Below are 14696 nucleotides of genomic sequence, written 5' to 3' on the forward strand. Positions count from 1 at the left end.
GTGAGGAATTTCCATGAATGCCACCGCTGTCGAGGGCGCTACGGCGCACCCCGTTTCCCTGACCGTCAACGGTCAGGCCCGTACCGTACAGGTGCATCCCTGGACTACGCTGCTGGACCTGCTGCGTGAACAGCTCGACCTAACAGGCTCGAAAAAGGGCTGCGACCATGGCCAGTGCGGCGCCTGTACCGTGTTGCGCGACGGCAAGCGAGTCAACGCCTGCCTGACCTTGGCGATCCGCTGCGAAGGGGCCGACCTGGTCACCATCGAGGGCCTGGCTGACGGCGACGCCTTGCATCCCTTGCAACGCGCCTTCATCAAGCGGGACGCGTTCCAGTGCGGCTACTGCACGCCTGGGCAGATCTGCTCGGCGGTCGGACTGGCCCGCGAAGGCCGTGCCCATACCCGGGAGGCCATCCGCGAGCACATGAGCGGCAACCTGTGCCGCTGCGGGGCTTACAGCAACATCATCGCGGCGGTCGAAGAAGCCCTGCCGCAGATGCGCGAGGTGAGTGAATGACGCCCTTCAGCTATCAGCACCCCACTTCCATCGCCGAGGCCCTGAACAGTGTCGGGCCGGGCGCACGCTTCATCGCTGGCGGCACCAACCTGATCGACCTGATGAAGGAAAACATCGAGCGTCCCGAACGCCTGATCGATCTTTCCGGGCTGGGCCTGGACAGCGTGCAGTCCACCGCCGACGGTGGCGTGCTGATCGGCGCGCTGGTGAGCAACGCCGACCTGGCCTGGCATCCGCTGATCGAGCGGGACTACCCGTTGCTGTCCGAAGCCATCCTGGCCGGCGCTTCACCGCAGTTGCGCAACATGGCCAGCACCGGCGGCAACCTGTTGCAACGCACCCGGTGCTACTACTTCTATGACACTGGCACGCCCTGCAACAAACGCGAACCCGGCAGCGGCTGCCCGGCGCGCACAGGCCTGAACCGTATTCACGCCATCCTCGGTGCCAGCGAAGCGTGCGTTGCGACTCACCCTTCGGACATGTGCGTGGCCCTGGCGGCGCTGGAGGCCGTGGTTCACGTGCAGAGTCTTCGCGGCACGCGCTGCGTCGCCTTCAAGGATTTCCACCGCCTGCCCGGCGATGCACCTGAGCGTGACAATCAACTCGACGACGATGAACTGATCACCGCCATCGAGCTGCCCCCGGCGCGGTTCGCCGAACACGCTCGCTACCTGAAGATTCGTGACCGGGCGTCCTATGCCTTTGCCTTGGTATCGGTCGCAGCGGCACTGGAGTTGCGCGGCGACGTCATCCAGCAAGCGCGCCTGGCACTCGGTGGCGTGGCGCACAAGCCCTGGCGCAACGAGGCGGCTGAGGCGCTGATGCAGGGACAGACCGTCTCGCCAGCACTCTTCGCCCGGGTGGCCAAGCGGGTCCTCGAAGACGCCGTTCCGCTCGATCACAACGGCTTCAAAGTCGAACTGGCCGAGCGCGCGATCATTCGCGCCTTGACCGAAGCAGCGCTTGGTACCCCGCACAGAGGAAACACCCCATGAACAGTTTTACCTCCGCCATGGGCAAGCCCCTGGACCGCGTCGATGGCGTGGCCAAGGTCACCGGCCAGGCGCGCTATGCCGGCGAGTACCACGAAGACGGCCTGCTGCATGCCAGTGTGGTGTCGAGCACCATCGCCAGCGGCCGTATCCGCGCAATCGACATCGCCGCCGCCTTGCAGGTGCCTGGCGTGATTGCCGTGCTGCACCACCTGAACAGACCCCATGTTTCCAGTTACGACGATGATTACAGCGATGACGACTCGGCTGACGGGTCCCCTTTCCGTCCGCTGTACAACGACAAGGTCCTGTACAGCGGCCAGCCGATCGCGCTGGTGGTGGCCGACACGCTGGAGCTCGCCCGGCATGCCGGGGCGTTGGTGACCGTGGAGTACGATCAGGATGACCATCGCACCGATCTGCTCGGTGCGCTTGTAGCCAGCCACGAAGCGCCGGCCGAGCTCCCCGAGCCGCGTGGCGATTTCGCCGGCGCCTATGCCACTGCGAGCACCACGCTGGACGCTACTTATGTCACTGCCAACGAGTACCACAACCCGATGGAGCCACACGCCTCCACGGTGTTCTACAGACCCGGCGATGCCCTGGAAATCCACGACAAGACCCAAGGTACGCAGAACTGCCAAGACTACTTGCACAACGTTTTCGGCCTGCCCAAGGACCGTATCCGCGTGCTGGCCGCGTTCGTCGGCGGGGCATTCGGCTCGGGTCTGAGACCTCAGTATCAACTGCCCCTGGCGGTGATGGCGGCGCTGCACCTCAAGCGATCGGTGCGACTCACCCTCACCCGTCAGCAGATGTTCACCTTCGGCTATCGCCCAAGGACTCAGCAGCGTGTACGGCTGGGTGTGGATGGCAGAGGCAAGTTACTGGCAGTCGGCCACGACGCAGTTGGCCAGACCTCGCGCTTCGAAGACTTCACTGAACACTTGGTGGAATGGAGCGGCATGCTCTACCAGTGCGACAACGTGGCACTGGGCTATCGCCTGGTGGACCTGGATGTTTACACCCCGCTGGACATGCGTGCCCCTGGGGCCGGATCAGGGATGATCGCGCTGGAATGCGCAATGGACGAGCTGGCCTGCGCAGCGGACCTAGACCCAGTGGAACTGCGACGGCTCAACTTTGCCTCGCACAATGGCAATGAAGGCAAGCCCTACTCCAGCAAAGAACTGCTGGCCTGCTACGACCAAGGCGCCGAGCGCTTCGGCTGGGCCAAGCGCAACCCGCAGCCGCGCAGCATGCGCAGCGGCAAGCAATTGCTGGGTTGGGGCATGGCCACCGGCGTGTGGGAAGCCATGCAGATGAAAGCCAGCGCCAAAGCCCGGATGGATGCCTCCGGACACCTGACGGTCAGCAGCGCTACCACTGATATTGGCACCGGCACCTACACCGTCATGACCCAGATCGCGGCCGACGCCATGGGCCTGGACACGGCTGAGGTGACCTTCGAGCTTGGCGACTCCTCGTTGCCCACCGCGCCCCTGCAAGGCGGCTCGTTCACCGTGTCCTCGGTCGGCTCGGCGGTGCGCCAGGCCTGCCTGGTGTTGCGCGCCAAGGTGCTGGAATGCGCACGTCAGGCGTACCCGGCGCTGTCGGCAGTGGCGGTCGAAGACATTCGCTTCGCCGACGGCCATTTGCACGCCGCCGGCCAGCGCATCGCCCTGGCAGACATCGTTGCACGCGCCGAGCATGGCGTATTGCAGGTGCAGATCGACGCCGAGCCTGGGAGTCGGCGCCAGGCCTTTTCCACCGCGACCCACTCAGCCGTGTTCGTCGAAGTCGCTGTCGATGAGGATCTGGGCTCGATCAAGGTGACCCGCGTGGTCAGCGCCGTGGCGGCAGGTCGCGTGGTCAACCCCAAGACCGCCCGTAGCCAGATCCTCGGCGGCGTGGTGTGGGGCTTGGGCATGGCGCTGCACGAGGAAGGCCAAACCGACCATGGGCTCGGCCGCGTCCTCAACCACAACCTGGCCGAGTATCACATTCCCGTGCACGCCGATATCGGCGACATCGAGGTGATTTTCGTCGAGGAGCAAGACGACATCGTCAATGAGCTCGGCTCCAAGGGCGTCGGGGAAATCGGCGTGGTCGGCGTCGCCGCCGCGATTGCCAACGCCATCTATCACGCCACGGGCAAGCGGGTGCGCGAGTTCCCGATCACCCTCGACAAAGTGCTGTAGACCGCGGCGGCTTGCGCCCTGCTTCTCTCAACGTCGAGGCAGGGCGCAACCCACGCTTCATCTGGCCGAATGAATAAATCTTCATGTTCTCGACAACCCCTTCAACAGCGGCTCGACAGCCCTGCGACACGGTGATCGCAGGGCAAGCCTGGGTTGAGACGCGCCGCGGCCTTGCGTAGCATCGCGAACCCCGCGCCGTTGCCCTCACCGATACGCCACCCGAGACCCCATGCCACAACCGATCCCCCTCAAGGACCACGAAACCGAAAAAGGCCTGGTCAACCGCCGCCTGTTGGTGTGCGCCGCGCTGACCCTGAGCCTGGTCGCGGTCCTGGTGGGTCGACTGTACGTGTTGCAGGTGCTGCAGCATGACCAGCAGTCGGCCGTTTCGGAGAACAACCGGGTGCACGTGCTGCCGATTCCCCCGGAACGTGGCCTGATCTACGACCGCAACGGTGTGGTGCTGGCCGACAACAAACCCAGCTTCAACCTGACCTTGACCCGTGAGCGCACCAACGGCCAGACCCCGGCCGTGCTCGATGCCCTGGCCCAGGTGCTGAACCTGTCCGAGGACGACCGCGCCCAGTTCGACAAGGACCTGCGGCGGGGGCGCAAGCCCTTCGAGCCGGTGACCCTAATGGTCGGTCTGAGCGAGGAGCAAATCGCCCAGATCGCGGTCAATCAGTTCCGCCTGCCAGGGCTGGAAGTCGAGCCACAGTTCATCCGCGAATACCCGTTGGCCGAGCACTTCGCCCATTCGGTGGGCTACGTGGGGCGGATCAACGAAAAAGAAGCCAAGAGCCTCGATAACACCGAGTACCGCGGTACCCAGTCGATCGGCAAGACCGGCGTGGAGCGCTTCTACGAGAACGAGCTGCACGGCCATGTGGGCTACGAAGAAGTCGAGACCAATGCCCAGGGCCGGGTGATGCGCGTGCTGCGCCATCATGACCCGATACCAGGCAAGGACATCGTGCTCAGCCTCGATGCCCACCTGCAGCAGGCCGCCGAGAAAGCCCTGGGCGAGCGGCGTGGCGCGGTGGTCGCGCTGGACCCGGCTACAGGCGACGTGCTGGCCATGGTCAGCAACCCCAGCTTCGACCCCAACCTCTTCGTCAAAGGCATCAGTTTCAAGCAGTACGCAGCCCTGCGCGACTCCATCGACCGGCCGCTGTTCAACCGCGTGCTGCGTGGTCTGTATGCGCCCGGCTCGACGGTCAAGCCGGAGGTGGCCATCGCCGGACTGGACAGCGGCGTCATCACCCCCGGCAGCCGGGTATTCGACCCGGGCTACTACGAACTGCCCAACTACGACCACAAGTACCGCAACTGGAACCGCAGTGGCGATGGCTGGGTGGACCTCTACGCCGCCATCATGCGTTCCAACGACACCTACTTCTATGACCTGGCGCACAAGCTGGGCATTGATCGCCTGCACGACTATATGGCCGAGTTCGGCCTGGGGCAGAAAGTCTCGCTGGACATGTTCGAAGAAGCGCCGGGCCTGATGCCGTCGGCGCAGTGGAAGCGCGCCACCCGCCGCCAGGCCTGGTTCCCGGGCGAGACGCTGATTCTGGGTATCGGCCAAGGCTACATGCAGGTCACCCCGCTGCAGCTGGCCCAGGCCACCAGCCTGCTGGCCAGCAAGGGTGTGTGGCATCGCCCGCACCTGGCGATGACGGTGGGCGGCGAGAAGCCGGTAGACCCCAACCCGATGCCCGATATCGTGCTGCACGACAAGCGCGCCTGGGACCAGGTCAGTCAGGGCATGCAGATGGTCATGCACGATCCGCGGGGCATCGCCCGCGCCGCCGCAGCAGGCGCGCAGTACCGGATCGCTGGCAAGAGCGGCACGGCGCAGGTGGTCGCGATCCGCCAGGGCGAGCGCTACAACCGCGACAAGACCTTGGAGCGGCACCGTGACAACGCCCTGTTCGTCGGCTTTGCCCCGGCCGATCATCCGTCGATCGTGGTGGCGGTGATGATCGAGAACGGCGAAGCGGGCGGCCGAGTTGCCGGCCCCGTGGTGCGCGAGATCATGGACGCCTGGTTGCTGGACGATCAGGGTCATCTCAAGGCGCAGTACGCCGGCACCCCCGACAAGCGCGCAACCCCGCACGGCTGAGGCCGGCACCGACAACCGCCTGCCACGTAAATCTGCGTCGACGCCATTCGTCCACCTGATACCCGAACCCTGTCCCGGCACGTCGTGCACCTGCCGGGCGGTTGCGATCAGCCCTGCACCGAGATGGCAATGACCAAGACCCGTTCCCGCAAAGCCTTGTACATCGGCCTGCCCTTGGCCCTGATAGTCGCCCTGGGCAGCGCTGCCGGCTATTTCTACTGGCAACACCGCACTGCCGGTTACCCGCAAAAGATCGTCGAGCAGGCCGAGGCGCTGCACGAGCACATGCTCTCGTTCGACAGTCACATCACGGTTCCTCTGAGCCTGGGCAGCACGGGCGAGGAGGTCGACAAGGACGGCCCTGGTCAGTTCGACCTGGTCAAAGCCAACCGCGGTCGGCTCTCCGGCGCGGCCCTGACCCTCTTTGGCTGGCCCGAGATCTGGAACGGCCCCAATGCACCGCACCGCCCGACGCCTGGCTTCGTCGACGAGGCCAGGCAGCAGCAAGAGGTGCGCTGGAAGATCATCAGTGGCATGGTTCGCGATTTCCCCAACCAGGTCGGCATTGCCTACACCCCCGAGGACTTCCGCCGCCTGAATGGCGAGGGCAAGTTCGCGATCTTCATCAGCATGCTGAACGCCTATCCGCTGGGCCACGACCTGTCGCAACTGGACCTGTGGACGGCACGTGGCATGCGCATGTTCGGCTTCAGCTACACCGGCAACAACGACTGGGCAGACTCCTCGCGCCCGCTGCCGTTTCTCAATGACACCGCCGACGCGCTGGGCGGTCTGTCGCCGCTGGGCCAAGCGGCGGTGAAACGACTGAATGACCTGGGCGTGATCATCGACGTGTCGCAGATGTCCACCCTGGCTTTGGAGCAGGTCGCGCGCCTGAGCCGTGCGCCCATCGTTGCCTCGCACTCCGCGCCCCGGGCCCTGGTGGACATTCCGCGCAACCTGTCCGACAAGGAAATGCAGCTGATCAAGGACAGCGGCGGCGTGATCCAGGTAGTCGGCTTCGGGCAGTACCTCAAACCGCTGAGCAAGCCGGTATTGGAGAAGCTCGAAGCCCTGCGCGCGCGCTTCGACCTGCAGCCGTTGCAAGGCTTGGCCAACGCGTTGATGCCGGGCGATGCAGTGATCGCCATCTGGCCCGAAGCACGCTTCGGCGAATACGCCAGCAGCCTCTACGCGATTCTCGAAGAAGAGCCCAAGGCGACGCTCAAGCAGTACGCCGACGCCATCGACTACACGGTCAAGAAAGTCGGTATCGATCATGTGGGCCTGAGTTCGGACTTCAACGATGGCGGCGGCCTGGAAGGCTGGAAAGACGTCAGCGAGATCCGCAACGTCACGGCCGAACTGCTCAGCCGTGGCTACAGCGAGACCGACATCGCCAAGCTCTGGGCCGGCAACTTCCTGCGGGTCTGGGAGCAGGTGCAGAAGGACGCTCGCCCGCTGGCGGAGGCGCAGCCCTGATCGCATTCACCGTGCCGGGCGTGTATTTCGCGCCCGGTAGGCCAGACGGTCGGATTGATGACTTGAACGCAAAAGTGCTTGCCCGGCAGCGTGCTTAATCATTTGCGCTGCAACCTTCACACTGCTCCCGGCTCGAATGAATTCGATCATCCTTTGCGTGGAGCACCTTGCATGACTATCCCTGCCTTCGGCCTCGGCACCTATCGCCTTACCGGTCAAACCGTCATCGACTCGGTCAAGACGGCCCTGCAACTGGGCTACCGCGCCATCGATACCGCGCAGATCTACAAGAACGAAGCCGATGTCGGCCAGGCTCTCGCCGAGAGTGGCGTGGCTCGCGACCAGTTGTTCCTGACCACCAAGATCTGGACCCACAATTACGCTGCCGACAAGCTGATCCCCAGCCTGCGCGAAAGCTTGAGCAAACTGCGCACCGACCAGGTCGACCTGACCCTGATCCATTGGCCGGCACCGGGCAACGGTGTGGAACTGCGGGAATTCATGACCGCACTGGCCGAGGCCAAGCGGGCAGGATTGACCCGGCAGATCGGTATTTCCAATTTCAACATCGAACTGACGCGTCAGGCCATCGAGGTGGTCGGCAAAGGCGAAATCGCCACTAACCAAATCGAACTGAGCCCCTATCTGCAAAACCGTCGATTGGCCGATTTCCTCGGCGAGCAGGGCATCGCCGTGACCTCGTACATGACCCTGGCCTATGGCAAGGTGCTCAAGGATCCGGTGCTGGCCGAGATCGCCAGCAAGCACCAGGCCAGCGTCGCTCAAGTTGCTCTAGCCTGGGCCTTGCAGCTAGGCTATGCGGTCATTCCCTCCTCCACCAAACGTGAGAACCTGGCCAGCAACCTGCTCGCCCGCGACCTGCGCCTGGACGAACAGGACATGGCGCGCATCGCCGGTCTGGAGCGCAACGGCCGTGAGGTCAGCCCGGCGGGGCTGGCGCCTGCCTGGGATTGATCCTGTACCACCCGGCGCCGGCGTGACCGGCGCCCTCCTCCTTATGTCGTCCCACCGCCATCACCTGGAGTTTTCGATGAGCGTGCTGCATCCCAAACGTGTCTTGTTTGCCTTGGCTATCGGCGCCTTCGGCATCGGCACCACCGAATTCGCCCCAATGGGCCTGCTGCCGGTCATCGCCGGAGGCGTCAACGCCAGCATTCCCAGCGCCGGCATGCTGGTCACCGCCTATGCGATCGGTGTGATGGTCGGCGCGCCGATCATGACCCTGCTGTTCAGCCGCTTCGGCAAGCGCGCGGCGCTGATGCTGCTGATGAGCATCTTCACCGTCGGCAACCTGCTGTCGGCATTGTCGCCGGATTACTACACCCTGCTGATCTCCCGCCTGATCACCAGCCTCAACCACGGGGCATTCTTCGGCCTCGGCGCGGTGGTCGCCGCCAGCGTAGTGCCCAAGGAACGGCAGGCCAGCGCCATCGCCAGCATGTTCATGGGCCTGACCATCGCCAATATCGGTGGGGTGCCGGCTGCCACCTGGATCGGCCAGCAGATTGGCTGGCGCATGGCTTTCGCCGGCACCGCGGTGCTGGGCCTCATCGCCATCGCCGCCTTGTGGTACGCCCTGCCCAAGGGTGAACGCGGCAGCGTGCCGCCTGTGCGCAAGGAGCTGGCGGTGATCGGCCGCGCCAATGTGCTGCTGGCCATGGCCACCACCGTACTCGGCGCCGGCGCGATGTTCACGCTGTACACCTATGTCGCGCCAGTGCTCACGGCGCTCACCGGCGCCTCGGCGGCGTTCGTGACCCTCGGGCTGGTGCTGATCGGCGTGGGCTTCACCCTGGGCAACAGCCTTGGCGGGCGCCTGGCCGACTGGTCGCTGGACGGTGCCGCGCGCATCGTGCTGGCCATTCTGGCGGTGATCATGCTGTCGATGCCGTTGGTGCTTGGCACTCACGTCGGTGCGGCGCTGGCGCTGCTGGTGTGGGGCGTCTTCACCTTCGCCGTCGTCCCGCCGCTGCAGATGCGGGTCATGACCGCCGCCGCCGAGGCACCGGGGCTGGCGTCGTCGATCAACGTCGGCGCGTTCAATCTGGGTAACGCACTCGGCGCGGCCTTGGGCGGCGCGGTGATCAGTCTGGACCTTGGCTACACAGCCGTGCCGATGGCCGGTGGATTGCTCGCCGTCAGCGCGCTCTTGCTGGTGTGGCTGGGTGGACGCACTCACGTAGCGCGACGGGGAATGGGCGAAGCGCTCTGACGCACCACAGGTAACAATCGGCGATTGTTCCGCCCGGCGAAATGATGAACTGACACGCGGGCGGATTCTCGTGCTAGCCGTGAAAGCTTAGGCTTCACTCCATCAGGTCGCCTACTCGATCTGCACTCAGAGGAGTTTCGCCATGTCCCGTCCACCCCTGCCACCGTTCAGCCGTGAAACCGCCATCGAAAAAGTCCGCCTGGCTGAAGACGGCTGGAACAGCCGCGATCCGGCAAAGGTCGCTCTGGCTTACACGCTCGACACCCGCTGGCGCAATCGGGTCGATTTCGTCAGCAATCGCGACGAGGCTCAGGCATTTCTCACCCGCAAGTGGAACCGCGAGCATGACTACCGGCTGATCAAGGAGCTCTGGGCCTTCACCGACAACCGCATCGCGGTGCGCTATGTCTACGAATACCGCGACGACAGCGGTCAGTGGTATCGGGCCTACGGGAATGAAAATTGGGAATTCGCACCCGATGGCCTGATGCAGCATCGCCACGCCAGCATCAACGAGATGCCAATCAACGAAGAAGACCGCCAATTCCGCTGGTCACTGGGGCGCCGACCCGACGATCACCCAGGCCTGAGCCATTTCGGCTTCTGAGGTCAGTGCCACGATCCAGGGACGGATCAGCCATACAGGTAGGTGATGTCCTTCAACGCCAGAGGCGGCACCTGACCGATGAGAAAATCGCGCAACTTGGCCATCTGCTTGGCTTTGGGGCTGGCCTTGAGCCAAGTCATGTAATAGCCGTCACCCGTCGACACCGCCTGCCTGAACGGGGTGATCAGGCGCCCGGCATCAAGGTCGGCGCTGGCCAGTACCAGATCGACCACCGAAATCCCCAACCCTTGCTGGGCAGCGGAGATGCCCTGGTCCAAGGTATCGAACACCTGGCCTTGGTCGATGCTGATGTCCGGGGCATCCACCCGCGCCAGCCAACGGCGCCAATCGCGGCGGTCGGACGACGGGTGCAGGAACTCACATTCGCGCAGCACCGACAAGGGCGGTGCCGGGTCGCTCAGATAATCCGGATGACACACGGGGATCAGCCATTCGTCGAACAGCTTCACGCTTTCGACGTCGGCTGCAAAGCGGCCATTGCCCAGCAGGATGGCGCAGTCATAGGGCTCGGAATAGAAATCCACCGTGTCGATATCCATCCACACGCTGGAGAGTTGCACGCTGCAACTGTCGTCGGCCCTCTTGAAGCTGTCCACCGCCCTGAGCAACCAGCGCACGGTGAGGGTCGATGCAGCCTTCAAGCGCAGGCCGTAGCGGTCCTGACGCAACAACGCACAGGCGTTCTCGATGATCTTGAACCCGACCTTGAGCTCTTGGGCCAGCAGACGTCCGTGCTCGGTGAGGCGCAGCTTGGGGCCTCGGCGCTCGAACAGGTCGCAGCCGAACAAGGCTTCCAAGGTCTTGATGTGGTGGCTGACGGCACCCTGAGTCAATGCCAGCTCTTGCGCTGCACGGGTGAAGGATCCGTAGCGCGAGGCCACCTCGAAGGCACGCAAGGCGTGCAAAGCCTGAATCCGTTCTGACATCTTCGCCGCCAAACCATGAGTGAAACTAATAGTTACTCATAGTTCCAGGCGTTTTACAACCGAGTCCTGCTTCCAGAAAATGCAGGTAAATAACAATTACATTCAGCCAATACGCCGCGATAAGGCAGAAAAACCACTTCATAGCATTCTTCTGGGGAAAACATGTTTACGGGTTATGGAAACTGCTATCGCCTGGATGCGCTAGAGCTGGCCGACGAACATGTCCAGAGCAAACAGCATTGGACGTACACCACGTTGCAACACTTCAAAGCCATTCTTGCCAACCCAGGCTTTCCCTGCCTGTTCGGGCGCAAGGCGGTGGCCGCCGGCACCTGCCATATCCTGTTCGCCCGCGCCGAGGATCCGGCCAACGATATCGCTCGCGGGCTGGCCGACTACGTACAGACCATTGCGCCGATCCCACTCAAGCAGCGGATCGGCTGTCCACTGCTGGTGTTTCTCGAAACCCGCGAACACGGCACGCTGGCAGAACAGCAGGCGCTTGCGTGGAAGATTCTGCAGCAAGTACACGCTCGCGACCCTCACCCCTGGCCCCAAGACGTGCCACGTGATCCTCACGACACGCAATGGTCGTTCTGCTTCGCCAGCATGCCGCTGTTCATCAACATGAGCTTTCCGGCTCACCGGCAGATGAAAAGCCGCAATTTGGGCCATAGCATCGTTTTCGTGATCAATCCGCGTGAGAGTTTCGACGAGGTGGCCAGCGCCACGACCCAGAGCGGGCAACGGATTCGCGCTCGAATCCGCGAACGGGTCGCGCGCTACAACGATGGGCGAGTGCCCCAGAGCCTGGGGTTCTTCGGCGAGCCCGACAACTACGAATGGACGCAGTACCAACTCCAGGAAACCGGCTCACTCAACCCCGCGCGCTGCCCTTTCAATCCTGGCACCCCTATCGAACATAAGATCGAGAACTGAACGTGAATACCGCACTGACCGCCACCTATGCCTTGACCGTCTTGCTGCTGATCGCCACCCCTGGCCCAGTAGTGGCGTTGGTCGTCAACACCGCTGCCGCGGCAGGCGCACGCAAGGCACTGTTCACGGCGGTAGGCACCAATTGGGCATCGCTGGTACTGATTGGCGCCGCCGCTTGGATCATCATGACCAGCGCGGCCATCGACACGGCCTGGCTCAGCGGCATGAGCCTGCTGGGCTGCCTGTTCATCGGCTACATCGCCTCGGGCACCTTGCGCGAGGCCCTCAAGCGCCCAGCGAGCTCCGCTGCTGCTGCCGAACAGAGCGCGCTGGCGACGAGTGGAGGCCGCGGCGGGCTATTGCAGGGGTTCATGGTCGGCATCTCCAACCCGAAGGACATCATCTTCTTCATTGCCTTCTTTCCGCAGTTCATCCAGATCACCGAGTCGTTCGGAAAAAGCATGGTGGTGCTGTCGCTGCTGTGGATTGCCATCGATTTTGCCGTGCTGAGCCTGTACATCTTCGCAATCGGCAAGATCGCCTCGCAGCGCAGCAGCCGGATGATCAGCCTGGCCTCAGGCATCGCGCTGCTGCTGATTGCTGCAGGCGGCCTGCTGTACAACCTCAGGGAGCTGGCCGGCTGAACAGGCCCGGCCCATAGGAGCGCCTATGGCACCGATCGACCACACGCTGGAGATGAACTGCGCCCAGGCGATGCACGAAGACTATCAGCGCTTTCTGCTGCTGGGCGGACGCCGTGCCCCCCTCACGCTCTACGTTCATGAGCGAGGCTATCGCTCGGACATCATCAATACCGATGCGCTGGGCCTGCGCTACAGTCACCTCGGCGGCAAGCGCTATTCCCTGGCCGAGCGTGGCGGCTCGGCACGCGTCAACCTGCTGGTGGGTGGCTCGACCGCATTGGGAATCGGCGCGAGTTCTGACCAGCAGACGGTGGCTTCCTGCCTGGCCCTGCTGACCGGCGAGGTGTGGCTGAGCCTGGCAGGCTGCGGGTTAGACGCCACCCAGGAGTTACTGCTGTTCCTGAGCCACCAACATCGACTGAGGCGAATCGGTCATGTGGTGATCCTGAGCGGACTCAATACCCTGGCGCACGAGGGCATGTGCGAAATGCTTGCTGACGATCAGCAAGCGAACCTGCGTGTCGATGCGCCCGAACACCGAACCTCAAATAAGCACCCACAGCAGGCGACAACACACCGCTCGCCGTGGCCGCATTGGCTGCAGCGCCTTTTCCGGCGCCGTCAGCAGCCCCTACCGCCACCGGTATTATCGTCACCTGAAAAGCGCTTGATCCGCGCCGCCGATCGCATTGGCCGCACGTTGCTGCAATGGGATCGCTTGCTCGCTGACAGCCATACCTCGCTGACCTTCATCCTGCAGCCGTTGCTTCCATGGTGTAGAGAAAAACTACCGCCTGGAGAACAGGCAATGCTGAACCTGCTGCTCCAACGGTCGGACCATTACGATCGGTTGCTGGACGGCGTGTACGACGATCATCTGCATTCGATCTTTTTCCGGCGGATAAAAAGCCAAGCGGAGCCAGTGCCTTGCTATGACATGAATGGCATGCTCAGCAGCTCACCCGTATTCGGCCAGGATCTGTTCCTCGACCGTCTGCATCTCAACGACCTCGGCAACAATGCACTCGCCAAAGTCATCACCGCCAAGCTCGGCTTGGCGCAGGAAAAATACGCCAGCCGCAAGGCTTCGCCCTTCAAGCTCGTCTGATTACTGTTCGCGGCCCTTTCGACAAGCACCCGGTGATGGCTAGAATAGCCCGTCACCGCTCCCGGTCGCTCGAGGCAAACGCGTACTCGCCATGAACTCCCAAGCACTGAATTCCGCGCTGGTCCTGCTCCAGTGCCCCGCGCTTACTCGCGAGGCGTATTTGTGAGTCGAGCTGTCTTTTTCTCAGGACTGCTCGCAACGCTGATGCCGGTTGCGGCCTTGGCGCTTGAAGTGCGCATCGACCCTCACGCCGATCTTCTCTACCGCCAGGCCTTGCCATTGCTGGAGCAGGCCGACGCAGAAAATGACAGCGCCAGTCCGCTGCGCCCTGCCGACCTGCGCGACCCAGAGCTCAGCCGGCAGGGCCAGGCCATGGCGCGCACGCTGCCGAGCGCGGTCGCACTGCTGGAGAAGTCAGTCGAACTGGGTCATCCGGTTGCCCAGTACCGCTTGGCGTTGTATTACATGACCTACCTGCCAGCCGGAAAAATCGCCGAGGCGGCTTGCCCTTTGCTCGAATCCAGCCTTCGGCAGGGCTTCGCTCCACCGGCCACGGCCATCGCCAACTGGTGCCCTGCGTTCAGTACCAGCCCTGCCTACCAAGACGCTCTGGAGGCCATTGCAGGCATGGCCACCCTTTATGCCCCCTACTATCCTCAACCCGCCCCGCGCCTGGCATGCAACCGCAACCGCCCGCAGGGACTGGAGCTGCAGTGGGGACGTCAACGTGACTACCAGGCAGAAGTCTACCGGTTGCTTGGCGAGCTCGACCCACAACGCAGTCAGGCCATGCTGCAGAAAGCCGTGGAGATCAACGGATGCGTGGCCGCTCAACAGCGTCTGACCAGCAATCGCTGAGAAGCGGAAATTGCATTTGAAAGATGAATGCCGATTA

The 14696-nt window shown here is 63.4% G+C and carries 13 protein-coding genes; 12 read left to right on the plus strand and 1 reads right to left on the minus strand.

Annotated features, from left to right (window positions below):
* The first annotated feature begins 13 nt into the window (after positions 1–13).
* The 8 genes from Q7C30_RS01455 to Q7C30_RS01490 all read left to right on the plus strand — a co-directional run bounded on the left by Q7C30_RS01455 (position 14) and on the right by Q7C30_RS01490 (position 10163).
* A complete protein-coding gene (locus tag Q7C30_RS01455; protein WP_317870386.1) occupies positions 14–520 on the plus strand; it encodes a (2Fe-2S)-binding protein in 507 nt (168 codons plus the stop codon).
* On the plus strand, positions 517–1518 hold the full coding sequence (locus tag Q7C30_RS01460; RefSeq protein WP_317870387.1) for a xanthine dehydrogenase family protein subunit M: 1002 nt from the start codon (positions 517–519) through the stop codon (positions 1516–1518). Before Q7C30_RS01455 ends, Q7C30_RS01460 begins: the two co-directional genes overlap by 4 nt.
* Positions 1515–3716: a xanthine dehydrogenase family protein molybdopterin-binding subunit gene (locus tag Q7C30_RS01465; RefSeq protein WP_317870388.1), complete on the plus strand. Its 2202-nt coding sequence runs from the start codon at positions 1515–1517 to the stop codon at positions 3714–3716. Before Q7C30_RS01460 ends, Q7C30_RS01465 begins: the two co-directional genes overlap by 4 nt.
* A gap of 229 nt (positions 3717–3945) precedes the next feature.
* Positions 3946–5841 (plus strand): penicillin-binding protein 2, encoded by a 1896-nt coding sequence (gene mrdA / locus Q7C30_RS01470; protein ID WP_295487070.1) that lies wholly within the window; start codon positions 3946–3948, stop codon positions 5839–5841.
* A gap of 129 nt (positions 5842–5970) precedes the next feature.
* Positions 5971–7323 carry a pyoverdine-tailoring dipeptidase-like protein PvdM gene (gene pvdM, locus Q7C30_RS01475; protein ID WP_317870389.1) on the plus strand — a complete coding sequence of 451 codons (1353 nt, stop codon included), beginning with the start codon at positions 5971–5973 and terminating at the stop codon, positions 7321–7323.
* Positions 7324–7494: 171 nt separating this feature from the next.
* On the plus strand, positions 7495–8298 hold the full coding sequence (dkgB, locus tag Q7C30_RS01480; RefSeq protein ID WP_116888201.1) for a 2,5-didehydrogluconate reductase DkgB: 804 nt from the start codon (positions 7495–7497) through the stop codon (positions 8296–8298).
* Positions 8299–8374: 76 nt separating this feature from the next.
* Positions 8375–9556 carry an MFS transporter gene (locus Q7C30_RS01485; protein ID WP_317870390.1) on the plus strand — a complete coding sequence of 394 codons (1182 nt, stop codon included), beginning with the start codon at positions 8375–8377 and terminating at the stop codon, positions 9554–9556.
* A 142-nt stretch (positions 9557–9698) separates the two neighbouring features.
* Complete coding sequence (locus tag Q7C30_RS01490) at positions 9699–10163, plus strand: nuclear transport factor 2 family protein (protein WP_317870391.1); 465 nt, start codon at positions 9699–9701, stop codon at positions 10161–10163.
* Positions 10164–10189: 26 nt separating this feature from the next.
* Here Q7C30_RS01490 and Q7C30_RS01495 read toward each other — a convergent pair whose 3' ends face one another.
* Positions 10190–11110, minus strand: a complete 921-nt coding sequence (locus Q7C30_RS01495) for a LysR substrate-binding domain-containing protein (RefSeq protein WP_317870392.1) — start codon at positions 11108–11110, stop codon at positions 10190–10192.
* Positions 11111–11272: 162 nt separating this feature from the next.
* Here Q7C30_RS01495 and Q7C30_RS01500 point away from each other — a divergent pair, with 162 nt between their 5' ends.
* The 4 genes from Q7C30_RS01500 to Q7C30_RS01515 all read left to right on the plus strand — a co-directional run bounded on the left by Q7C30_RS01500 (position 11273) and on the right by Q7C30_RS01515 (position 14659).
* Positions 11273–12049: a YqcI/YcgG family protein gene (locus tag Q7C30_RS01500; RefSeq protein WP_317870393.1), complete on the plus strand. Its 777-nt coding sequence runs from the start codon at positions 11273–11275 to the stop codon at positions 12047–12049.
* A gap of 2 nt (positions 12050–12051) precedes the next feature.
* Complete coding sequence (locus Q7C30_RS01505; RefSeq protein ID WP_317870395.1) at positions 12052–12693, plus strand: LysE family transporter; 642 nt, start codon at positions 12052–12054, stop codon at positions 12691–12693.
* Between the two features lie 70 nt (positions 12694–12763).
* Positions 12764–13801, plus strand: a complete 1038-nt coding sequence (locus Q7C30_RS01510; protein WP_317870444.1) for a hypothetical protein — start codon at positions 12764–12766, stop codon at positions 13799–13801.
* Between the two features lie 204 nt (positions 13802–14005).
* Positions 14006–14659, plus strand: a complete 654-nt coding sequence (locus tag Q7C30_RS01515) for a sel1 repeat family protein (RefSeq protein WP_317870397.1) — start codon at positions 14006–14008, stop codon at positions 14657–14659.
* Positions 14660–14696 lie beyond the last annotated feature (37 nt).

The organism is Pseudomonas sp. RAC1, from assembly GCF_030658255.1.
Lineage (GTDB): Bacteria > Pseudomonadota > Gammaproteobacteria > Pseudomonadales > Pseudomonadaceae > Aquipseudomonas > Aquipseudomonas boreofloridensis.